Below are 21,123 nucleotides of genomic sequence, written 5' to 3'. Positions count from 1 at the left end.
GGGGGAATGCCATGAACGCGTCGGAGCTTCGGGACATCATCGAGTGGATGATCGGCGGCGCGCGGTCGGCGCCGACCCCGCCGCAGATGATGGCGGAATGCTGCGAACGGCTGGTGCGGGCCGGCCTGCCGCTGTGGCGCATCGGCGTCTTCGTGCGCACGCTGCATCCGGAGATCTACGGCCGCCATTTCTTCTGGAAGCCGGGTAGCGAAGTCGAAACCGGCACCGTCGATCACAACATTCTGGACTCCCCGGACTTTGCCGCCAGCCCGCTGTCGATCGTCTTCAAGCAAGGCGTTGAAGTACGTGCGCGGCTCGACGATCCCGCCAGCAAGCGCTTTCCGATCGTCGTGGACCTGCAGGAAGAGGGCGTGACCGACTACATCGCCATGCCGCTGGTCTATACCGATGGCTTCGTCAATGCTTCGAGCTGGACCACCAGGCTGCCGGGCGGCTTCACCGACGAGCAGCTCGACGCGATCCGCTCGATCACGGTGCCGCTCGCACGCTACATCGAGATCATCACGCTGCGCCGCACTGCCACACTGCTGCTCGACACTTACGTTGGCAACCGTGCCGGCGAGCGCATCATGGGCGGCCAGATCCGGCGCGGCCATGCCGATACGATGGATGCCGCGATCTGGCTGTCGGACCTGCGCGGCTTCACCGCGCTGTCGGACCGCCTGCCGGCCGAGACTGTCGTGGAGATCCTCAACCTCTACTTCGATTGCCAGGTCACCGCGATCCGCGACCATGGCGGCGAGGTGCTCAAATTCATGGGCGACGGCCTGCTCGCGGTGTTCCCGATCGACGAATATCTCGGCGACGAGGTGCAGGTCTGCTCACGCGTGCTGGAGGCCGCGCGCGCGTCCCGCGCCGGCGTCGAGGCGCTGCAATTCGCCAATGGCGATGCCGTCGAACGCTTCCGCTTCGGCCTCGCGCTGCATCTCGGGCGCGTGCTCTACGGCAATATCGGCGGCGGCAACCGGCTCGACTTCACCTGCATCGGTCCGGCGGTTAATCTTGCCGCGCGGCTGGAGAAGATCGCCGGCCGTCTCGGCCGTACAGTGGTGGCCTCGGAGCGCTTCGCCGGCATCAGCGACGGCGGCTGGAGCGATCTCGGCGAGTTTCCGATCGCGGGATTTGCCAAGGCCGAACGGGTCTACGGCCTGTACGACGAGGCGCCGGTCGCTGCTGCGAGCTAGCCGCCGCGGGCGTAGGACTGCTTCAGGCCGAAGGTCAGGATCGACAGCATGATCCACAGCCGCAGCATCGCGAAGCTGAAGATGAAGACGACGTAGACCAGGTTCTTGAGCGGCTGGCCCACCGTCGCGGTCTGCCAGAAGTGCCAGATCGCGGTGCGGACAAGCTCCTGACCGTAGCCCAGCGCGACGTTGATCGCACCGAGCACCAGCACCGCGGCGCCGAGCCACAGCGCATGCCGGCCCAGATCCTTGACGGCGGCAAACAGTGCGACACGGCCGCCATTGCCTTCCGCATTGACGATGATCAAGAGCACCAGCGCTGCGATCGCCGCACTCCAGAACCGGCCGAGATCGGAGTCCTGATCGAAGGCCATGCCGTCGAGGCCCCACATCAAATGCGGAGCAAACGACGTGAAGCCGACCGCGGCGGTGCCGACTGATGCCACGATCATCACGAGCATGATCCGCCACAGGATCGACGCCGACAGTCTGGTCTGCTCGGCCAGGGTCCATTCGCCGAGCGACGATTGGCCTCCGGCAGCCTGGATCGAGTCCCGCGCTGTCGCGAAGAAGGCGAGCAGCACGCAGATGTCGGCCAGCACCAGCGCGGGCAGCGTCAGGCCGGGCCTGCCGAAACCGACGATCCGCAGCGCCGCCGCCATGATGAGCCAGGGCAGGGCGGGCAACGGGCGAAATGGCCCGAACGAGGTCTCAGGGCGGGTCTTCCGCAGGGAAAGTTGTTGGCGCAGCGCGACGGACATGCCGCGTTCATGCCATGCGATCCCTAAAGCACCGGTCGCCGCGATCGCTAAAATTCGCGGCAAGGCCTGTGGCAATCTGGCGCTGGCGCGCTATTCCTCGGGCTCGGTGGTGAACAGCAGCGGATAGCCCTTGGCGCGGCCGGCGTCGGTGGCGCGCGTCGCCTTGGTCTCGGCGACGTCCCTGGTGAAGACAGCGACGACGCAGACGCCGCGCTGGTGCGCCGTCAGCATCACCTTGTAGGCCTGGTCATCGGTCATGCGGAATTCACCCTTCAGCACGGTGACGACGAATTCGCGCGGCGTGTAGTCGTCGTTGACCAGGATCACCTTGTGCAGGCGCGGCCGCTCGACCTTGGTCTTCGTCCTGGTTTTCGGCTTGACGACGGTATCTGGCATCGCACTCCCTCGCGATTGCCCCGTAAGAATACCGTCTTCAGGTGCGCCTTGGAACCGTTCGATTTGCACGGCGTCATTGCGGCAACGGCACGGCGCGTGTCGCCGCATTCGAGGCAAGCGAAGTCTGACTTGAGCGTAGACGTCTAACCTGAATGTGAAGGACAGCTGATATCTGCGCTTTTCGCCGCCTGAATTGCGTGTCACCATGACACTCATACGACGGGAGGGCCGCAATGCGCTGGTATGTCTCGATCGGAGCGGTGCTTGTCGCGGGCATGTTGGCCAGCGGCGATGTGGCCGGTGTTGCCGCGCCCGGCCCGGGAACCCAGCCCGGCCATCGCCTGGCTGAAAAGGAATCCACACCGAGCGTCGACATCGAGTTGATCATCGCGGTCGACGTTTCCTATTCGATGGACATGGACGAACTCGCGATCCAGCGCGAGGGCTATGCGCAGGCGATCGTCTCCAAGGATTTCCTGCAGGCGCTGAAGGCCGGTCCGAACGGCAAGATCTCGATCACCTATTTCGAATGGGCCGCCTCCAACGATCAGAAGATCATCATCCCCTGGCGGGTGATCGACGGCCCTGAATCCGCCGATGCGGTCGCCGCCGAGATCATGAAGACGCCGGTGCGCCGCGCCTCGCGCACCTCGATCTCCGGCGCGATCTATTTCGCGATCCCGATGTTCGAAGAGAATCCGCATCGCGGCCTGCGCCGCGTGATCGATATTTCCGGCGACGGGCCCAACAACAACGGCACGCCGATCACGCCCGCGCGCGATGCGGCGCTCGACAAGGGCATCGTCATCAACGGTCTGCCGATCATGGTGAAGGAACCGTCCTACTCGACGATGGATATCGAGAATCTCGACTATTACTACGAGGACTGCGTGATCGGCGGACCGGGCTCCTTCGTGGTGACGATCAAGGATCGTGAGAAGTTCAAGGAGGCGATCCGCACCAAGCTGCTGCTCGAAGTCGCCGGCCGCACCCCCGAGCGCCCGATCATGCGGACCGCCGAGAAGGAGCCGCGGGTCAATTGCCTGATCGGCGAGAAAATCTGGCAGGACCGCTGGGGGCGGTAGCGGCGGTTACAACGAGGCCGCGATATCTGCGATCGATCGGAACAGGATCAGCGGATCATCTTTGGACGGTATGAATCCACGTCGTTGCCAAAAAGTCGCCGCCTCAGCATCCACGGCATTCACGATCAATGCTCGGCCGCCAATCAATCCAGCGGCGGTAACGCAGCGTTGCAGCGCGTGTTTGAGCAGGCCGGTGCCGACTCCCCTGCCAATCCAGTTCAGGTCCGTCGCAAGTTGCCCCAACAGCAGGCAGGGTACGGGATCGGGCGGTTGACCGGTTCGGATCGAACGCGGCAGGCTCGTCGGTACAATCGCGGTCGGTGCGAGGCCGTAGTAGCCAACCACGCGATTACCTTCGTGGACGACCAGAACCGCGGTGAAGCCTTTCTCCTGATTTGAGAGCGCCCGCGTCTTCAGCCAGCGGTCGAGCGACGACTTGCCACAAGAGAATGACGCTACATCGTGCGCCGACGTCAGTGGCTCGGGCCCCGAAATGGCCAAGCCTCAGCTCCTCTTCTTCGAACCGGACTTCTCCCACGGTGCGGCACGCCGAAGCAGCTCCTGCATCTCCGGTACGGGTTTGGCAGGTCCGGCCATCGCCGTCATGAAGGCCTTGAAACCTGCGGAGCTCATGCGGATCGGGACCGTTTCCATCAAGACATCCTCGGCGGCGCGCACGGCCGCTTCGCGGACGAAATCCGTTCGCGAGCGGCCGCGCAGCGTTGCCGCCCTGTCGATGATGGCGATGTCGGCGTCGGGCAGCCGCATCGAAAGCGGGTGATCTTTGTGTCGGACGGTCCGGGGCATCGGAGACTACTCCATCGCGAATAATCTATAGTCATGTAGCGCATTTTGCAATACGGCTAGGTATTGAGCAACAGCTTCTCAAGCTCGTTTTCCAGTAAACGCAACGTTTGCAACGCGGCGGCATGCTCGGTCGCGCCGATCTGCCGCCAGACCTCCGCGGCGCGGCCAGCGAGGCCGCGAACCGTCACCGGAAAATTCGCGGCCTGCGCCAGCGCGCTCTTTTCGTTGATCAGATATTGCCCGTGCAGCGCAAACAGCACCTGTGCGATGCAGGTTAGCGCGCGATAGGCGCAGCCCGCGATATGCGCGCTGTCGCCGCGCGGCACGGCGAGCTCGGCATTCTCGATGCTGAACAGGATTTCCCATTGAAAGCGCCGGATCAGCGCATCGCGCAGGGCCGGCGGGTAGGGCGCGGTCCTTGCCTTCAGCGCCGCGACGAGGCCGTCGGGATCGTGCAGCTGATGGCACAGCGCGACCTCGCCCATCCAGATCGCCGAGCAGAAGCCGTGCGGATGGCCCGGCTGGTAGTGCATGCTGATCTCGCCGTTCCGGCAAGCATCGATGACAGCGGAGACCTGATCGATGCTGCGGTAGAGCAGGTCGACCTTGCGGCCGCCGATCGCGAGCCGGGCGCCGCCGACGATCCACGGTCCCCATTCGCCGACCGGCGTGACATGCGCAACAGCAGGATCGTCGACCAGACCCGTTACAGCTTCGCGCAGCCGATCGATATCCGGCGCGGCGCCATCCCGATAGTAGAGGCCGATATCGGTGTCGGAGGCGTCATGCGCCGTGCCGCGCGCCCGCGAGCCGCCGAGTACGATGGCGGCGACGCCCGGTACGGCGGCGATAACGGGGATGATGCGTGCGAGCAGCGGATCGTCGGACATGGAGCGCAGACTATAGCGAGACTGCCCGCGCTCAGCGATAGCCGCTCCGTCCTGTCAGCGCGCGAACCGCGCCACCAGCTCGACATGCGCCGTGTGGCGGAACTGATCGACCGGTGTGACGGCTGCGATCTTGTAGCCGCCGTCGATCAGGATTTTCGCGTCGCGCGCAAACGTCGCGGCGTTGCAGGACACAGCGACGATCACCGGCACCTTGCTCGCCGCCAGCTGGGTGACCTGCGCCTGCGCGCCCTGCCGCGGCGGATCGAACACGACGGCGTCGTAGTCGCGCAACTCCTGCGGCATCAAGGGGCGGCGGAACAGGTCGCGCGCCTCGGCCTTGAGCGGCTTCAGCCCCGGCGTCGATTGCGCGGCCTTCTGCAGCGCGGTGATCGCACCCGTGTCGCTGTCGAATGCCGCGATCCGCGCCTTCTCCGCGAGGCGCAGCGCGAACGGACCGACGCCGCAAAACAGGTCGGCGATATGCTTGGCGCGTCCGCAATGCTCGCGAACCAGCGCGGCCAGCGTCTCCTCGCCCTTGACGGTCGCCTGCAGGAATGAGCCGGGCGGCAGCACGACCTTCGCCTTTCCGATCGCGATCTCGGGGGAGCCGCGCTGCAGCACCAGCTCGCCGTGGCGTGTTAGCCGCGCCAGCCGGTGCTTCTGCGCGACGCGCGACAGAGTGGTGATCAGGCTGGTCGGCAGCGCGCCGGAGCCGCGCACGTCGATGTCGAGGCCGTTGACGGTTGCGGTGACCTGGATGTCGAGCGGCTTGCCGATCGCGGTCAGCGGCTCGGCGGTGGCCCAGGCCGCCTCAAGCGCGCCGTCGAGCGCAGGATCGAGGATCGGGCAGCGATCGACCGGGATGATGTCGTGCGAACCTGCCGCGGCGTAGCCGACCTTGAGGACGTCATGGGTGCCCATGCGCCCGTGCAGCGTGATGCGGCGACGGCCTGCGCCATGGGCATCGACCAGCGCTGTGACGTCCGCCGCAATCTTCGCCTGCGCCAGTGTCTCGACCACGATGTTGCGCTTCCAGGCATGGTAGCCTTCGTCGTTCCAGTGCTGGATCGCGCAGCCGCCGCAGACGCCGAAATGCGGACAGAACGGTGCGATGCGCTCGGGACTTTCCCGCGCGACCCGCAGCAGCCGCCGCCGGTCGGGATGATTGCCCGGGACGTCGTCGACCTCGACCGTTTCGCCGGCCAGCGCATAAGGCACGAAGATCGATTGCGATCCCTCGATCGCGACGCCGTCGCCGCGGTGGCCGACATGGTCGATGGTGAGAAGCTCAGCCACGGCGCGCGCCGAGGAAGAATTCGATATTGCCGTCGCCGCCCGGGATCGAGGACGGGAACACCTGAATGTCGGTGCAGCCCTGCGAGGCGGCAAAGGCGGCGATATCGTCGCAGATCTCCTGGTGCACCATCGCGTTGCGGATCACGCCGCGCTTGGAGTGTTTGCGCGCCGCCTCGAATTGCGGCTTGATCAGCGCCAAAAGATGCATCGGAGCTGCCGCCAGCGACAGCGCCACCGGCAGCACCAGCTTCAGTGAGATGAAGCTGACGTCGATCACCACGATGTCGGGCCGCGCCGGCAGGCGCTTGCCCTCGAAACTCCTGATGTCGGTCGCCTCCATGGAGACGATCTTCGGATGCCCCTGCAGCGAGGGATGCAGCTGGCCGTGGCCGACATCGATGGCGAACACGAGGCTAGCGCCGTTGGCGAGCAGCACTTCGGTGAAGCCGCCGGTCGAGGCGCCGACATCGAGGCAGACATGGCCCTCGACGTCGATCGGATAGTGCTCGAGTGCGCCGGCGAGCTTGACGCCGCCGCGCGAGACATAGGGATGCGCCGGCTCGGCCGAGAGTGCCGCGCCCGGTGCGACGATCTCGGACGCCTTCGCGATCTGCCTGCCGTCGGCGGTGACGAGGCCGGCGTCGATGGCGGCGCGCGCCCGGGCCCGGCTTTCGAACAGGCCGCGTTCCACCAGCAGCACGTCGATGCGCTTGCCGGAAGATGCGTCGTTGTCGTTGTCGCCCGCTCTGGTCACTTCGCCGCCTGCCGGCGCTGCGCGGCGGCGAGCCGCACGCAGGCCTCGAAGGAGGTGAGGTCGTGCCAGAGGTCGGCCGACGGCTCGCGCGGGGTCACCAGCGGGCTGCCGTGCAGGTCGAGCGCGTGCATCATCATCAGATTGTCCGGCAATCCAAACTCTTCCACCGTCAGCCCCTCCGCATCGATCAGGCGTCCGTCGGATGCCGGCACGACCTGGCTGAGCCGCGCCACGCGATTGGCGTAGGACGTGGGATCGTTGGAATAGGCGAGGCACAGTTTGCCGCGTCCCGCCATGTAGCCGAGTTCGTAAACCGTGCCTGCGTCGGCACTGGGGCCGCGAAACGGCGTCAAGTTGGCGATGATGGCGTCGGCAGACTCCATCATCGCCTCGTTGCTCTTGAAGATGGTGAGCGAGACGCCGGCGGCGGTGGGATCGATGCTGTTGTCGAGCGGATACAGCCCGATCAGCCCGTGATAGGCGCAAACCTCCGCCTTGCGGCGGCCGATCTCCACGGCATCCGGCAGGAACACGTCAGGACCTGCCAGATAGATCTTCATGGACTTGCCGGGGCTGGTGCGTTTTCGAGCGAGAACCCGGAGCTTCGGTTCTGATTCAATCGGAACCGAAAATGCTCCAGTGAGCGCCGCCCGTCACGATCAGGCGAGCTTGACGGTCTCGGCCTTGTAGTCCTTGCCGAGGGTTTCGAACACCTTGGCAACGATGCTCTTGGCGTCGAGACCGGCGCGGGCATACATCGCCGCCGGCGTGTCGTGGTCGAGGAACACGTCGGGCAGGATCATCGAGCGGAACTTGAGCATGCCGCTGTCGAGCATGGCGTTGTCCGACAGGAACTGCATGACATGCGAGCCGAAGCCGCCGATCGAGCCTTCCTCGATCGTGATCAGGATCTCATGGTCGCGGGCGAGCTTCATGATCATCTCTTCGTCGAGCGGCTTCATGAAGCGCGCGTCGGCGATCGTGGCGGAAAGGCCGTGCGCGGCGAGCTCGTCGGCCGCCTTCTCGCACTCGGCGAGACGGGTGCCGAACGACAGCAGCGCGACCTTCTTGCCCTCACGGATGATGCGGCCCTTGCCGACCTCGAGGGCAACGCCGACTTCCGGCATCTCGATGCCGCGGCCTTCGCCGCGCGGATAGCGCAGCGCGCTCGGACGATCGTTGATCGCAACCTGCGTCGCCACCATGTGGACCAGTTCCGCCTCGTCGGCGGCGGCCATGATCACCATGTTCGGCAGACAGCCGAGATACGCATTGTCGAACGAACCCGCGTGCGTCGCGCCGTCGGCGCCGACCAGGCCGGCGCGGTCGATCGCGAAGCGGACCGGAAGGCTCTGGATCGCGACGTCATGGACCACTTGGTCATAGCCGCGCTGCAGGAAGGTCGAATAGATCGCGCAGAACGGCTTGTAGCCTTCGGTGGCGAGGCCGGCGGCGAAGGTCACCGCGTGCTGTTCGGCAATGCCGACGTCGAAGGTGCGGTCCGGGAACGCCTTGTTGAAAATATCAACGCCGGTGCCTGACGGCATCGCCGCGGTGATGGCGACGATCTTGTCGTCCTTCTCGGCTTCCTTGACGAGGCTCTGGCCGAACACGTTCTGGTAGGCCGGCGCATTCGGCTTGGCCTTGGCCTGGGTGCCGGTCGCGACGTCGAACTTGACCACGGCGTGGTACTTGTCGGCGGAGGCTTCGGCCGGGCCGTAGCCCTTGCCCTTCTGGGTCACGACGTGAACTAGGATCGGGCCGGTCTCCATGTCGCGGACGTTCTTCAGCACCGGCAGCAGATGGTCGAGATTGTGACCGTCGATCGGGCCGACATAGTAGAAGCCGAGTTCCTCGAACAGCGTGCCGCCGTCCATCATGAAGCCGCGGGAATATTCCTCGACGCGGTTGGCGCGGTTGGCGAGGATCTTCGGCAGGCGCTTGTTGATCTGCTTGGCGGCCTCGCGCAGCGAGCGGTAGGTCTTGCCGGAGTAGAGGCGCGACAGATAGGCGCTCATCGCGCCGACGGGCGGCGCGATCGACATGTCGTTGTCGTTGAGGATCACGATCAGGCGCGAGTTCATCGCGCCGGCGTTGTTCATCGCCTCATAGGCCATGCCCGCCGACATCGCGCCGTCACCGATCACGGCGATAACGTTGTTCTTGCCGCCGGAGAGATCGCGCGCCACGGCCATGCCGAGGCCGGCCGAGATCGAGGTCGAGGAGTGCGCGGCGCCGAACGGATCGTAGTCGCTTTCGGTGCGCTTGGTGAAGCCGGAGAGGCCGCCGCCGGTGCGCAGCGTGCGGATGCGGTCGCGGCGTCCGGTCAGGATCTTGTGCGGGTAGGCCTGGTGGCCGACGTCCCAGATCAGGCGGTCGCGCGGGGTGTCGAAGATGTAGTGGATGGCGGTGGTCAGTTCGACCACGCCGAGGCCGGCGCCGAAATGGCCGCCGGTCACCGACACCGCGTCGATGGTTTCCTGGCGCAGCTCGTCGGCAACCTGCTGCACCTGCTCGACCTTCAGCTTGCGCAGGTCATCCGGCGTGTGAATAGTGTCAAGAAGCGGCGTCTTACTAAATGTGGTCACAGCGAATTTCCAATTTTTGCCTGTCGGAACGAACCGCCCGACGCGAGATGGGATGGCGCGCACACCGCGCAGCGAATGCCAGACACTGGGTGCCGCCCCGGCAGGCCGGTGCCTGGTTGTAAGCCTAGATTCACTCCGGATTGGACCACGTGATATGCATCACCTTGGTCGCTCTTCACCCGTCCCGGTTCAGTTTTGTCGAACCATTTGAGATGCATGCCGCCCGAAAAGTCGGGCTGCCCGCCACTCTCAAATGCCCATAGAACTGGAAGCATTACACCAAAGCCGCAGCCAAAGCCAACCCGATAGGGGGCGCAGGGTTCCTATGCGGTGCGCTGAAAACCCTAGTCTTTTCAATAGCCGGGCGGGAGCCGGGTTCCAATTCGCCTAATTTGGCGGCAGCCGGCCGGGGCGGCTCGGCCTGATTCGCAGCCGTACCCGACCTCCGCGGGTAGCCCCGGGGGTTTACGGGTGGCTGGAATGTACAGCAACAATTGCCCGCCGTGGCGGACATCGCGCCGCACGATCGAGGTAGGCGGCGGCGCCGCTACTGCACGTCGAGCGGCTCGGTGCCGGTCGGCTGGCCCGAGGCGTCGGTGGTGATCTTGTCGACGCGGGCTTCGGCCTGGCGCAGCAATTCCTCGCAGCGCCGCTTCAGTGCCTCGCCGCGCTCATAGATCGCGACCGATTCCTCAAGCGGGACCTTGCCGTCTTCGAGCCGCTTGACGATCGATTCGAGTTCCTCGATCGCGCGTTCAAAGGAGAGCTTCTTCACGTCGGCTTGGGTGTTCTCGGCCATTCTTGCGTTCCCGATTGCGTGGATCAGATCGCAACCTGATCTTGTCGTCCAAACATGACCTGTCGCAGGCCATGCTCGCCCCGGCGCAGAATCAATCGAATTTTTGCGGGCGTATTGTGGCGGGGATTTACCCGTCCATCAATGCGGTGACGTGAGATGCCACCGACTCTTTCAGGCCCTGCAGGTCGTAGCCGCCTTCCAGGACGGAGACGACGCGGCCGCCGGCGCTCTTGTCGGCGAGATCCATCAGCTTGCGCGTGACCCAGCCGAAATCCTCGCCCGTCAGGTTGATCGAGGCCAAGGGATCGCGGTGATGCGCGTCGAAGCCCGCCGAAATGACGATAAGTTCGGGGGAGAACTTCTCCAGCTGCGGCAGGATCAGGTTCTCGAAAGCGGAGCGGAACTTGGCGCCGCCGTCGCCGGGCGCCAGCGGCGCGTTGACGACAGTGTCGTGCTCGCCACGCTCGCTGGCGGCCCCAGTGCCGGGGAACAGCGGCATCTGGTGCGTCGAGCAATACATCACGGTCGGGTCGGCCCAGAAGATATCCTGCGTGCCGTTGCCGTGATGGACGTCGAAATCGATGATTGCGGCGCGCTTGATGCCGTATTTGCGCTGCGCGTGGCGGGCGGCGATCGCGGCATTGTCGAAGAAGCAGAAGCCCATCGGCGTCGATTTCTCGGCGTGGTGCCCGGGCGGGCGCACCGCGACGAACGCGTTTTGATGCTTGCCCTCCATCACCGCATCGGCGGCGGCCACCGCGCCGCCGACGCCGCGCATCACCGCTTCCCAAGTGCCCGGCGACATCGAGGTGTCGCCGTCGATATAGATCATGCCGGAGGTCGGCGCGATGTGGCGGAGTTCGCCGACATAGTGCTCACCGTGACAGAGCAGCACGGTGTCGAGGTCGCCTTCCGGCGCGGAATCGCGCACCAGCGCCTTGAAGCGATCCTCGCCGAGCACCTCGGCGACCGCCCGCAGCCGGTCGGGGCGTTCGGGATGTCCGGGAGGGGTCAGGTGGTCGAGACAGGCGGAATGCGTCAGAAGCAGTGTCATGCAGATTCCCGGCGCAATCGATGCGCGTGCGAGGACGCATGATCCGGAAAAGTGCGCAGCGGTTTTCCGACCAAGATCATGCAAGAGCAGGCCCTAATCTAGGCCGTTAGCGGCGTTCCGGAAAGGGCCGACATCATCCCTGTTCCCGTCCTTCCAAAGCCGGGGTGTTTTCCGCGTCATTGCCAGCGGAGCGAAGCAATCCATGCCGCCGCATGCTCGGAGACAATGGATTGGTTCGCTCCGTTCGTAATGACGTGAGGAGCTGCGTACGCCACCCCTAGACCTCGCTCAATTGATCCGCTCGATCCGCTTGCCTGCCGTTGGGCCTACCGGGCTGTTGGCCTTGAAGTAGGCATAGAGCGCATCGACGTCGTAGATGCCGAACTGCTGCGCGGTTCCTTGCTTGAACACCGTGAAGCCGTCGCCGCCCTCGGCGAGATAATTGTTCACGGTGACGCGGTAGCTCGCGGCCGGGTCGATCGGCTTGCCGTCCAGCGACATCCGTGCGGCGATGATGCGCGCGCCATCGGGCTTGCTCGCATCCCACGCATAGGAGAACCCGTTCGAGACCTGGAGGGCGCGCGGCCGCTTCGGATCGGCCCATTGCTGCTCCAGCGCGTCCTTGAGCTGCTTGCCGGTCAGCGTCATCGTCACCAGCTGGTTGCGGAACGGCTGGCTTGCGAAGATATCGGCATAGGTCACCGCGCCGTCCTCGCGCTTGACGATGTCGGTGCGCACGCCGCCGGGATTGGTGAAGGCGATCACCGCGCCGCCATTCGGTTCAGCGCTGGTTGCAAGCAGCTGTGCATCGGCGACGATGTCGCCGAGCGGGCTCTCGCCAGTTTCGGCAGGTGTACGCGACAGCGTTTCGGTGACCGAGCCTGCCGCGCGGCTCGCGATCGGCGCGGCCAGCCGGTCGTAGGATTCCAGCAGCGCGCTCTGCTCGGGATCCTTGGCCGTGCCGGCGATCCGCACGATGGTGTTGGCGGCCCTGGCGCTGATCACGTCATGGCTGTTCGGATCAAGCTGAAGATCGATCGCGGTGACCAGGGTGCCGTATTTGTCGCCGGAGGTGACGAGCCGTCCGTCGATCTCGCAGACATAGGCCTGGTGGGTGTGGCCGGAGACCACGACGTCGACCGCGCGATCGAACTTCTTGACGATGTCGACAATCGGCCCGGAGATCCCTGGACATTCATTATAGTCGCCGGTCGGAAAGCCGCCTTCGTGGATCAGCACCACGATCGCCTCGACGCCCTTCGCCTTCAGCTCGGGGACCAGCGCATTGACGGTCTCGGCCTCGTCGCGGAAGTCGAGGCTCGCGACGCCGGCCGGCGACACCAGGTTCGGGGTGTTCTTCAGCGTCAGCCCGATGAAGGCCACTGCAATGCCGTCGAATTGCTTGATCTCGTAGGGCGGAAACACCGGCTTGCCGGTCGCCTTCTCGATCGTGGAGGCGGCGAGATAGCGGAATTTGGCTCCTGTGAACGGGTGCGGCCCCTGGCATTTGTCGATCGGATGGCAGCCGCCATTCTGCATCCGCAGCAGCTCGTCCTTGCCCTCGTCGAATTCGTGATTGCCGACCGAGGAGATCGCAAGCCCCATCAGCGAGAGCGACTCGATGGTCGGCTCGTCGTGAAACATCGCCGACAGGAACGGGCTCGCGCCGATCAGGTCGCCGGCCGCAACGAAGATGTTGTTCTTGTGGCCCTCGCGCAGCTGCTTGACGACGGTGGCCATCCGCTCGGCGCCGCCGGCGGGCTCCACGATCTTCCTGGTCGCGTCAGCGGGGTCGGTGATGCGGATGCCACCCGGCGGCGGCCGCAGATAGCCGTGGAAATCGTTGATCGCGAGAATGCGCAGGCTCACCGGCTCCGCGGCCTGCGCCGGGCAGGGGTTTGCTGCGGCCAGTCCGAACGCGCAGAGCGCGGCGAGAGGGGAAAGGCGGGGCTGTCTCATGACCTGTCCATGGAGCACGGGATCATGGCGCCGCGCCACTACAATATTGCGATGCTTCGTTTCAATCCTTCGGGCGAGCCATGAATGCCTTGAACGCCTCGACTGCTTCCTCGGAGCGCATCCGTTCGCTGAACAGATGGTTCTCCTGCTCGATGCGGCGGGTGACGTCCTCTGGCGGCAGCCGGATCAGGCGCCGCGAGATCGCCACCGCCTCGGCCGGCAGCGCGCAGATCTCGCGCGCCACCTTGTGCGCCTCCACCTCGGCATGCCCCGGCGCCACCACGGTATTGACGAAGCCGGCGACGCGGGCGTCGTCGGCCGACATGGTGCGGCCCATCACCAGCATCGCGAAGGCACGCTGGTGGCCCATCATGCGCGGCATCAACAGGCTCGAGGCGCCTTCCGGCACGAGGCCGAAATTGGAGAACGGCGTCGAGAACAGCGCGGTCTTGCTGGCGAGCACATAGTCGCAGTGAAACAGCATGGTGGTGCCGATGCCCATCGCGACGCCGTCGACGGCGGCGATGATCGGCTTCACATTGTGGGCCAGCGAATACAGGAACTTGACGAGGTCGGAGGCCGGCGGCGTCTCACTGGTCGAGGTGCCCTGCGCGAGCAGGTCCTCGATGTCGTTGCCCGCAGTGAACACGCCGGAGCCGCCGGTGATGATCAGGCAGCGGATCTTCGGATTGTTCTGCGCCTTGTCGATCGCGTCGCTGATCGCGCGAAACATCTCCTGGGTGATCGCGTTCTTCTTTTCGGGCCTGCGCAGCCGGATCACGCGCGTGGCGGCTTCGTCGGTCACTATGACATGCGCGGTCATCGAGCGGTCCCAGGGTCGGCCGGCATCGTCGCCGGTGGAGGTCGTGCCGCCATCCTACATGATCCGGTGCAAGCCCCAAGAGCTCCAGCGTGTTCCGGGCCGCTTTTCCCCGTGGGCGAGCATGAGAACGGCGCAATGCAGATAACCGGAATCTTGCGATTCCGGGCAGGGGACATTGGTCGTAGGCCGGCCGCGCACGGCGATACTGCCGCGGAGGCCGCCCGCGCCTGATGGCGCCGCTGCCTCCCTGGAGCGGCTGTGGCGCTCGCGACGAGTTTAACTTCCCCGCGAGAAACATTCCGCTGGTCGCAGCATTCCCCCTTTGCTGACAGGCCGAGCAGACCTCGACACGTTGTTGTCGTGGTTCCGCGCTCGGCTGACTTGAGGAGAGCAGCGGCATGCAGATCTCCGGACGTTTGGAACTATCGCGGCGCCATCTGTTGATTGTTGGAGCCGCCTCGCTTGCGGCGTCGTCGATCGCGCCGCCGCCTGCGGCCGCCCAATCTGCCCCGACCGGAGCGCCCGTGATGACGAGAGTATCCTTTGACGTGAACGGCGAAACCCACCAGCTCGAGCTCGACACCAGGACCACGCTGCTCGATGCCCTGCGCGAGCACCTGCATCTGACCGGCACCAAGAAGGGCTGCGACCACGGCCAATGCGGCGCCTGCACGGTGATCGTCGACGGCCGGCGGATCAATTCCTGCCTGACGCTCGCCGTGATGCATCAGGGCGACGAGATCACGACGATCGAGGGGCTCGGCACGCCGGACGGGTTGCATCCGCTGCAGGCGGCATTCGTCGAGCATGATGGCTATCAATGCGGCTATTGCACGCCGGGCCAGATCTGCTCGGCGGTCGCAGTGCTTGCCGAGGTCAAGGCCGGCATCCCGAGCCATGTCACGGCGGATCTGAATGCGCCGCTGCGACTGACCAATGCCGAGCTCCGCGAGCGCATGAGCGGCAACATCTGCCGCTGCGGCGCCTATTCCAACATCGCCGAGGCGATCAGCGAGGTCGCCGGGAGGAGCGCATGAGATCATTCAGCTATGAGCGCGCCGCCTCGCCGGGCGCGGCGGCCGCAGCCGCCGCCGGCACCGCGAACGCCAAGTTCATCGCCGGCGGCACCAATCTGCTCGATCTGATGAAGCTCGAGATCGAGACGCCGGCGCATCTGATCGACGTCAACGACCTGGCGCTCGACCGCATCGAGGAGACCGCGGACGGCGGCTTGCGGATCGGCGCGCTGGTGCGCAACACCGATCTCGCCGCCGATATACGCGTGCGGCGCGACTACGGCGTGCTGTCGCGCGCGCTACTCGCCGGTGCTTCCGGCCAATTACGCAACAAGGCGACGACCGCGGGCAATCTGCTGCAGCGGACGCGCTGTCCTTATTTCTACGACACCAATCTGCCCTGCAACAAGCGCAAGCCCGGCAGCGGCTGCGCCGCGATCGGCGGCTTCAGCCGCCAGCATGCGGTGGTCGGTGTGAGCGACGCCTGCATCGCGACCCATCCGAGCGACATGGCGGTGGCGATGCGCGCGCTCGACGCCGTCGTCGAGACGGTGCGGCCCGACGGCACCACGCGCAGCATCCCGATCGCCGAGCTGCATCGTCTGCCCGGCGACAGCCCCGAGATCGAAACCAGCCTGGAGCCGGGCGAGCTGATCACCGCGGTGGTGCTGCCGAAACCGGTCGGCGGCGCGCAGGCCTATCGCAAGGTGCGCGACCGCGCCTCTTATGCCTTTGCGCTGGTCTCGGTTGCTGCGATCGTGCAGCGCGACGGCACCGGCCGCGTCGCGCTTGGCGGCGTGGCGCACAAGCCGTGGCGCGTCGAGGCGGCGGAGGCGGAATTGCCTGCTGGCGCCAAGGCGGTCACCGCGCGCCTGTTCGCCGATGCGAAGCCGACCAAGGACAATGCGTACAAGCTGCCGCTCGCCGAGCGAACGCTGGCGGCGGTGCTGCGTGAGGCCAGAGCTTAAGATCCAAGGCTTAAGAAGAGGGCCTGACATCATGCGTTTTGAACATCCCGCCACCTTCAATCCGATCGACCAGCTCAAGGTGATCGGCCACCCGACCAGCCGGATCGACGGGCCGCTGAAGACCACCGGCACCGCGCCTTACGCCTATGAGCGGCACGACGTCGCGGCCAACCAGGCCTATGGCTACGTGGTTGGATCGGCGATCGGCAAGGGGCGGATCGGTTCGATCGATCTCGAGGCGGCGAAGGCTGCACCGGGCGTGCTCGCCATCGTCACAGCGGACAATGCCGGCAAGCTCGGCAAGGGCGAGCGCAATGCGGCGCCGCTGCTCGGCGGGCCCGAGATCGCGCATTATCACCAGGCCGTCGCCGTCGTCGTCGCCGGGACCTTCGAGCAGGCACGGGCCGCGGCGCAGCTGGTCCGGATCGACTACGTCAAGGGCGACGGCAAGTTCGATCTCGCCGCGGAGCGGGACAAGGGCGTCACGCCGCACCCATCATTCGGCGGCCCGGCCGATACCGCCGTCGGCGATTTCGCCGCCGCCTTCGCTAGTGCGCCCGTACAACTCGATGCCACCTACACCACGCCCGATCAGGGCCACGCGATGATGGAGCCGCATGCTTCGATCGCGGCCTGGGACGGCGACAAGCTCACGGTCTGGACCTCCAACCAGATGATCGCCTGGGGCGCCGCGGACATGGCGAAGACGCTTGGCATCGCCAAGGAGAATGTCCGTCTGGTGTCGCCCTATATCGGCGGCGGCTTTGGCGGCAAGCTGTTCCTGCGCGCCGAGGTGCTGCTCGCCGCGCTCGGCGCCCGCGCGGCCGGCCGGCCGGTCAAGGTCGCGCTGCAACGTCCGCTGATGTTCAACAACACGACGCACCGTCCGGCGACGATCCAGCGCATCCGCATCGGCGCCGAGCGCGACGGCAAGATCACCGCGATCGGCCACGAAAGCTGGTCCGGCAACGTCAAGGACGGCGAGCCCGAGATGGCGGTGAGCCAGACGCGGCTGCTTTATGCCGGCGCCAGCCGGATGACGGCGACGCGGCTTGCGGCGCTCGATCTGCCGGAGGGCAATGCGATGCGCGCGCCCGGAGAAGCCTCCGGCATGATGGCGCTCGAGATCGCGATCGACGAGCTCGCCGAGAAGCTCGGCATCGACCCGGTCGTGCTGCGCATCAGCAACGACACCCAGGTCGACCCCGAGCATCCGGAGCGGCACTTTTCGCAGCGGCAACTGGTGCAGTGCCTGAGCGATGGCGCGGCGCGGTTCGGCTGGGACAAGCGCAATCCGAAACCCGGCGCCGTCCGCGATGGGCGCTGGCTGGTCGGGATGGGCGTCGCCGCGGCGTTCCGGAACAATCTCGTGACCAAATCGGCGGCCCGCGTTCGTCTGGACCAGAACGGCATCGTGACCGTCGAGACCGACATGACCGACATCGGCACCGGTTCGTACACCATCATCGCGCAGACTGCGGCCGAGATGATGGGCGTGCCGCTCGAGAAGGTCGCGGTGCGGCTCGGCGATTCCGACTTTCCGGTGTCCTGCGGCTCGGGCGGGCAGTGGGGCGGCAACAATTCGACCGCCGGCGTCTATGCCGCCTGTACCAAGCTGCGCGAGGCCATTGCGCAGAAGCTCGGCTTCAATTCCGCGGAGGCGGTGTTTGCCGACGGCGTGGTCCGCTCCGGCAATCGCAGCGTGCCGCTGGCGCAGGCCGCCGGCGGCGGCGACCTCGTGGCGGAGGATGCCATCGAATACGGCGATCTCGCGAAAACCTACCAGCAGTCGACCTTCGGCGCGCATTTCGTCGAGGTCGGCGTCGATGCCGACACGGCGGAGATCCGGGTGCGGCGGATGCTTGCGGTCTGCGCGGCGGGCCGCATCCTCAACCCGAAGGCGGCGCGCAGCCAGGTGATCGGCGCGATGACCATGGGTGTCGGGGCGGCGCTGATGGAGGATCTCGTGGTCGACAAGCGGCACGGCCTGTTCATCAATCACGACCTTGCTGCCTATGAGGTGCCGGTCCATGCCGACATCCCGCATCAGGAGATGATCTTCCTCGACGAGACCGATCCGATCTCATCGCCGATGAAGGCCAAGGGCGTCGCCGAGCTCGGCATCTGCGGCGTCGCCGCCGCGGTCGCCAATGCGGTCCACAACGCGACCGGCGTTCGCGTGCGCGACTATCCGATCACGCTCGACAAGCTGCTCTCAGGGATGCCGGAGCCGGCGTAGCGCGGGACGCTTCACCTCGCCCCGCGTGCGGGGAGAGGCATAGGCCGCCGTTGGCGGCCGTTCCCAAGAACGCTGAAGCAGAGCTTCAGCTATGACGCATCGCTAGATGCGTTCCGGGTGAGGGGGAGTCTCCGCGAACACAGCTATCACCGTTTACACGGAGACAGCCCCTCACCCCAACCCTCTCCCCGTGAAGAACGGGAGAGGGAGCACAGCGAAGTCGGGGGCGCTGTTCTGCCTAAGCGCTCTAACCGCGACCGACGAACGAGCCGATACCCCGGCCGATCGCGGCGCCGTGCTGAAATAGCGCGCCGAGGTGATCGCCGGGCACCGACATCGCAGCGAGGCCGTTTTCCGCGGCGAAGCGCTGCATCGGCGCATGCGGTCCGTCGTCCTGTCCGTTCCACAGCAGCACCGGCACGCGCGAGGACAGCACCGCGTCCTTTGCGCCATCGACCTGGCCGAGCGCATTGAAGCAGGCACGCACTCCGCCTTCGATATCCGGCGTCACCCATTCGGCGAGCTCCGGCACGGTGCGGCGGGCAAAGGTGATGAAGGCGCTGTAGGTCAGCGGGCCGGCATTACCGCGCGGCAGTCCGGTGAGAAAGTCCCAGCCGCCGATTGCCAGCGACGCCAGCCGTGCCGGGAAAAATCGGGCGACGCCGACCGCGACCCAGCCGCCCATCGAGTGTCCCACCACATGGGCGCGCTCGTCGCCGAGATCGTCGATCACGGCGACGATGTCGCCGGCGCGCTGCGCCTGGTTATAAAGCGCCGGATCGGCGGGCTTGTCGCTCAGGCCATGTCCGAGCGAATCGACGCAGACGACACGAAAGCGATCGGCAAGCGCGTCGACCACGCCGCATTGCTTCCAGCTCGCGGCGTCGAGCAAGAGACCGTGCTGCAGCACGATCAGCGGCCCGGATCCCTCGACGGTGTAATGGATACGTTGGCCCCGGTGATTGGCGAATGGCATTGATAGAGTTCCCCACGTTTCACAAGAGGTGAGCGTGGAGGCGCCGGGTTTCAAGACCTCGTTCCGGATCAGGAACCGCATCGCCGATGGCGGGCGGAACCATCAGCCGCCCCACACGGTGGCTTCGCTCCAGCCGAGATCCCTGAACTCGGCTGCCCGGAGCGGGGCTTCGCCGGCGGCGAAGAATTCGTCGAGCTGCGGCGGCTTCACCGTGGTCTCCGAGAGCATCGCATGGGCCTGGCCGCGATGATGGATCTGGTGCTGAAACAGATGCATCAAGAGGCGGTCGCGCCGCTCGGTCTGCACGCTCGTGTCGCGATTGATCTTCACCACATCATCGAGCCGCTCAGCCGTCAGCGCATCGCAGTGCATGATCAGCCGCTGATCGATCGCGCGCTGGGCGTCTTTCAGTGCGGCGACTGACGGGTAGGGCACCTCGTTGGCCCACGCCTTCGGCCCGAGCCAGCCGCCCTCGAGCGCATCAATGTAGAAGAGATCGATGACATGAATGTGGTTCAGCGTCGCCTGCAGGCTCGGGAAGAACCCGGTCCGCGCGGCGGCGAACTCCGCCTGGCTGAGACCGGCGCAGGCCGTGAGCAGGCGGTGATTGGCCCAGGCATTATTGTACGCAAAAGCGCGAAAGGTTTGAACGAGGCCTGCTTGCATATCGGTCCTCACTGGATTGACTGTTTCAGGCAGGTGCACCGGCAGGCCGGCCGACCTGCGACAGTGATCGTGGTGCTTGCGTTGGTGACTTGATCCTCGCATAGCTAATCCATCGTGGTGCACTTCATCCGAAGGCGGCAGCAGATGCAACTGGCAAAGAACGTGATCGACGTCGGCCTTTCCTTCAACGATCTCGAACCGATGCTGCGGTTCTGGCAGCAGGAGGCCGGACTTCGCTTCGATCATGTGCAGCCGATCCGCCGCGGGCAGAAACAGTACCGGCACGACGCGCAAGGTTCGGTCATCAAGCTCAACCATCATGTCGAGCCGCTGCCGGATGTGGCGCCGAGCGGCTATCGCGAGCTGATCATTGCGCGCGCCGGCGTCGACGCACCGCAACGCATGGCCGACCCCGACGGCAACAGCGTTTGCCTCGTCCCGCCCGGACATGACGGCATCGCCCAGATCGGCGTCGTGATGGCGGTGCGCGACCTTGCCGCGCATCGCAGGTTCTACGGCGACATCCTCGGCTTCGCCGAGCAGTCCTGGTCTGATGGTCCGGCGTTTCGCCTCGGCGACAGTCTGATCTTGCTCAGGGAAGATCGCGCCGCAACCATCGATCCGGTTCGGGGTGCGCGCGGCTGGCGCTACATCACGCTGCAGGTCGCCGAGATCGACGCCGTGCATGACGAGTTGCGCGCCAAGGGCGTGCGGGAAGGCCTTGCGCCGGTGACGCTCGGCGAGGTCGCACGGATCTCCATGATCCTCGATCCCGATGGCAACTGGATCGAACTGTCCCGCCGCGCGTCGATCGTTGGAAGCCTGTCCAACCGCTAGGCAG

At 65.8% G+C, this 21,123-nt stretch carries 21 protein-coding genes; 6 read left to right on the top strand and 15 right to left on the bottom strand.

Annotation, left to right across the window (positions count from 1 at the left end):
• Window positions 1–11: 11 nt before the first annotated feature.
• Window positions 12–1,205, top strand: a complete 1,194-nt coding sequence (locus tag ACVIYL_RS42040) for an adenylate/guanylate cyclase domain-containing protein (protein WP_456781388.1) — start codon at window positions 12–14, stop codon at window positions 1,203–1,205.
• Here ACVIYL_RS42040 and ACVIYL_RS42035 read toward each other — a convergent pair.
• Together ACVIYL_RS42035 and clpS are read right to left on the bottom strand one after the other, a co-directional pair.
• Window positions 1,202–1,966 (bottom strand): hypothetical protein, encoded by a 765-nt coding sequence (locus ACVIYL_RS42035; RefSeq protein ID WP_456781387.1) that lies wholly within the window; start codon window positions 1,964–1,966, stop codon window positions 1,202–1,204. The genes ACVIYL_RS42040 and ACVIYL_RS42035 overlap by 4 nt on opposite strands.
• Window positions 1,967–2,056: 90 nt before the next feature.
• Complete coding sequence (gene clpS, locus ACVIYL_RS42030) at window positions 2,057–2,362, bottom strand: ATP-dependent Clp protease adapter ClpS (protein WP_021076758.1); 306 nt, start codon at window positions 2,360–2,362, stop codon at window positions 2,057–2,059.
• A gap of 233 nt (window positions 2,363–2,595) precedes the next feature.
• On the opposite strand from clpS, the gene ACVIYL_RS42025 reads away from it, so the two are divergent.
• Window positions 2,596–3,447, top strand: coding sequence for a DUF1194 domain-containing protein (locus ACVIYL_RS42025; RefSeq protein WP_456781386.1), 852 nt, complete (start codon window positions 2,596–2,598; stop codon window positions 3,445–3,447).
• Window positions 3,448–3,453: 6 nt separating this feature from the next.
• On the opposite strand, the gene ACVIYL_RS42020 is transcribed toward ACVIYL_RS42025, so the two are convergent.
• The 11 genes from ACVIYL_RS42020 to ACVIYL_RS41970 form a co-directional block, all read right to left on the bottom strand.
• A complete protein-coding gene (locus ACVIYL_RS42020) occupies window positions 3,454–3,948 on the bottom strand; it encodes a GNAT family N-acetyltransferase (RefSeq protein ID WP_225645581.1) in 495 nt (164 codons plus the stop codon).
• 3 nt (window positions 3,949–3,951) lie between these two features.
• Window positions 3,952–4,215, bottom strand: coding sequence for a type II toxin-antitoxin system TacA family antitoxin (locus ACVIYL_RS42015; protein ID WP_229159997.1), 264 nt, complete (start codon window positions 4,213–4,215; stop codon window positions 3,952–3,954).
• 95 nt (window positions 4,216–4,310) lie between these two features.
• Window positions 4,311–5,144: a nucleotidyltransferase domain-containing protein gene (locus ACVIYL_RS42010; RefSeq protein ID WP_456781385.1), complete on the bottom strand. Its 834-nt coding sequence runs from the start codon at window positions 5,142–5,144 to the stop codon at window positions 4,311–4,313.
• A 54-nt stretch (window positions 5,145–5,198) separates the two neighbouring features.
• The gene (locus tag ACVIYL_RS42005) at window positions 5,199–6,440 is read right to left on the bottom strand and encodes a class I SAM-dependent RNA methyltransferase (protein WP_456781384.1); all 1,242 of its coding nucleotides are present in this window, start codon (window positions 6,438–6,440) and stop codon (window positions 5,199–5,201) included.
• Entirely contained in the window at window positions 6,433–7,194 is a 762-nt protein-coding gene (locus ACVIYL_RS42000; protein WP_456781383.1) for a TlyA family RNA methyltransferase, read from the bottom strand. The genes ACVIYL_RS42005 and ACVIYL_RS42000 overlap by 8 nt, the downstream gene beginning before the upstream one ends.
• The gene (locus ACVIYL_RS41995; protein WP_456781382.1) at window positions 7,191–7,754 is read right to left on the bottom strand and encodes a nucleoside 2-deoxyribosyltransferase; all 564 of its coding nucleotides are present in this window, start codon (window positions 7,752–7,754) and stop codon (window positions 7,191–7,193) included. The genes ACVIYL_RS42000 and ACVIYL_RS41995 overlap by 4 nt, the downstream gene beginning before the upstream one ends.
• A gap of 99 nt (window positions 7,755–7,853) precedes the next feature.
• On the bottom strand, window positions 7,854–9,782 hold the full coding sequence (gene dxs / locus ACVIYL_RS41990; protein WP_050387827.1) for a 1-deoxy-D-xylulose-5-phosphate synthase: 1,929 nt from the start codon (window positions 9,780–9,782) through the stop codon (window positions 7,854–7,856).
• Between the two features lie 547 nt (window positions 9,783–10,329).
• The gene (locus ACVIYL_RS41985; protein ID WP_028334494.1) at window positions 10,330–10,581 is read right to left on the bottom strand and encodes an exodeoxyribonuclease VII small subunit; all 252 of its coding nucleotides are present in this window, start codon (window positions 10,579–10,581) and stop codon (window positions 10,330–10,332) included.
• 127 nt (window positions 10,582–10,708) lie between these two features.
• On the bottom strand, window positions 10,709–11,635 hold the full coding sequence (locus ACVIYL_RS41980) for a histone deacetylase family protein (RefSeq protein WP_456781381.1): 927 nt from the start codon (window positions 11,633–11,635) through the stop codon (window positions 10,709–10,711).
• 288 nt (window positions 11,636–11,923) lie between these two features.
• Window positions 11,924–13,594, bottom strand: coding sequence for a bifunctional metallophosphatase/5'-nucleotidase (locus tag ACVIYL_RS41975; protein ID WP_456781380.1), 1,671 nt, complete (start codon window positions 13,592–13,594; stop codon window positions 11,924–11,926).
• A gap of 61 nt (window positions 13,595–13,655) precedes the next feature.
• Window positions 13,656–14,417: a crotonase/enoyl-CoA hydratase family protein gene (locus ACVIYL_RS41970; protein ID WP_092083615.1), complete on the bottom strand. Its 762-nt coding sequence runs from the start codon at window positions 14,415–14,417 to the stop codon at window positions 13,656–13,658.
• Window positions 14,418–14,815: 398 nt separating this feature from the next.
• On the opposite strand from ACVIYL_RS41970, the gene paoA reads away from it, so the two are divergent.
• The 3 genes from paoA to paoC are packed head-to-tail and all read left to right on the top strand — an operon-like array spanning window position 14,816 to window position 18,640.
• Entirely contained in the window at window positions 14,816–15,454 is a 639-nt protein-coding gene (gene paoA / locus ACVIYL_RS41965; protein WP_229191168.1) for an aldehyde dehydrogenase iron-sulfur subunit PaoA, read from the top strand.
• Window positions 15,451–16,401 (top strand): FAD binding domain-containing protein, encoded by a 951-nt coding sequence (locus tag ACVIYL_RS41960; RefSeq protein ID WP_076828976.1) that lies wholly within the window; start codon window positions 15,451–15,453, stop codon window positions 16,399–16,401. Before paoA ends, ACVIYL_RS41960 begins: the two co-directional genes overlap by 4 nt.
• A gap of 31 nt (window positions 16,402–16,432) precedes the next feature.
• Window positions 16,433–18,640: an aldehyde oxidoreductase molybdenum-binding subunit PaoC gene (paoC, locus tag ACVIYL_RS41955; RefSeq protein ID WP_456781379.1), complete on the top strand. Its 2,208-nt coding sequence runs from the start codon at window positions 16,433–16,435 to the stop codon at window positions 18,638–18,640.
• 247 nt (window positions 18,641–18,887) lie between these two features.
• Here paoC and ACVIYL_RS41950 read toward each other — a convergent pair whose 3' ends face one another.
• Window positions 18,888–19,616, bottom strand: a complete 729-nt coding sequence (locus tag ACVIYL_RS41950) for an alpha/beta fold hydrolase (RefSeq protein WP_456781378.1) — start codon at window positions 19,614–19,616, stop codon at window positions 18,888–18,890.
• A 102-nt stretch (window positions 19,617–19,718) separates the two neighbouring features.
• Window positions 19,719–20,282 (bottom strand): DinB family protein, encoded by a 564-nt coding sequence (locus tag ACVIYL_RS41945; RefSeq protein ID WP_456781377.1) that lies wholly within the window; start codon window positions 20,280–20,282, stop codon window positions 19,719–19,721.
• 144 nt (window positions 20,283–20,426) lie between these two features.
• Here ACVIYL_RS41945 and ACVIYL_RS41940 point away from each other — a divergent pair, with 144 nt between their 5' ends.
• Window positions 20,427–21,119 carry a VOC family protein gene (locus tag ACVIYL_RS41940; RefSeq protein ID WP_456781376.1) on the top strand — a complete coding sequence of 231 codons (693 nt, stop codon included), beginning with the start codon at window positions 20,427–20,429 and terminating at the stop codon, window positions 21,117–21,119.
• Window positions 21,120–21,123: the final 4 nt, after the last annotated feature.

Source organism: Bradyrhizobium sp. USDA 3315, assembly GCF_054056795.1.
This window is presented reverse-complemented; position numbering and strand designations above follow the sequence as displayed.

Coding starts and splice junctions, on each gene's coding strand:
- ACVIYL_RS42040 (WP_456781388.1), top strand. CDS start 12: ATGAACGCGTCGGAGCTTCGGGACATCATCGAGTGGATGATCGGCGGC.
- ACVIYL_RS42035 (WP_456781387.1), bottom strand. CDS start 1,966: ATGTCCGTCGCGCTGCGCCAACAACTTTCCCTGCGGAAGACCCGCCCT.
- clpS (WP_021076758.1), bottom strand. CDS start 2,362: ATGCCAGATACCGTCGTCAAGCCGAAAACCAGGACGAAGACCAAGGTC.
- ACVIYL_RS42025 (WP_456781386.1), top strand. CDS start 2,596: ATGCGCTGGTATGTCTCGATCGGAGCGGTGCTTGTCGCGGGCATGTTG.
- ACVIYL_RS42015 (WP_229159997.1), bottom strand. CDS start 4,215: ATGCGGCTGCCCGACGCCGACATCGCCATCATCGACAGGGCGGCAACG.
- ACVIYL_RS42010 (WP_456781385.1), bottom strand. CDS start 5,144: ATGTCCGACGATCCGCTGCTCGCACGCATCATCCCCGTTATCGCCGCC.
- ACVIYL_RS41995 (WP_456781382.1), bottom strand. CDS start 7,754: ATGAAGATCTATCTGGCAGGTCCTGACGTGTTCCTGCCGGATGCCGTG.
- ACVIYL_RS41985 (WP_028334494.1), bottom strand. CDS start 10,581: ATGGCCGAGAACACCCAAGCCGACGTGAAGAAGCTCTCCTTTGAACGC.
- ACVIYL_RS41980 (WP_456781381.1), bottom strand. CDS start 11,635: ATGACACTGCTTCTGACGCATTCCGCCTGTCTCGACCACCTGACCCCT.
- ACVIYL_RS41975 (WP_456781380.1), bottom strand. CDS start 13,594: ATGAGACAGCCCCGCCTTTCCCCTCTCGCCGCGCTCTGCGCGTTCGGA.
- ACVIYL_RS41970 (WP_092083615.1), bottom strand. CDS start 14,417: ATGACCGCGCATGTCATAGTGACCGACGAAGCCGCCACGCGCGTGATC.
- paoA (WP_229191168.1), top strand. CDS start 14,816: ATGCAGATCTCCGGACGTTTGGAACTATCGCGGCGCCATCTGTTGATT.
- ACVIYL_RS41960 (WP_076828976.1), top strand. CDS start 15,451: ATGAGATCATTCAGCTATGAGCGCGCCGCCTCGCCGGGCGCGGCGGCC.
- paoC (WP_456781379.1), top strand. CDS start 16,433: ATGCGTTTTGAACATCCCGCCACCTTCAATCCGATCGACCAGCTCAAG.
- ACVIYL_RS41950 (WP_456781378.1), bottom strand. CDS start 19,616: ATGCCATTCGCCAATCACCGGGGCCAACGTATCCATTACACCGTCGAG.
- ACVIYL_RS41945 (WP_456781377.1), bottom strand. CDS start 20,282: ATGCAAGCAGGCCTCGTTCAAACCTTTCGCGCTTTTGCGTACAATAAT.
- ACVIYL_RS41940 (WP_456781376.1), top strand. CDS start 20,427: ATGCAACTGGCAAAGAACGTGATCGACGTCGGCCTTTCCTTCAACGAT.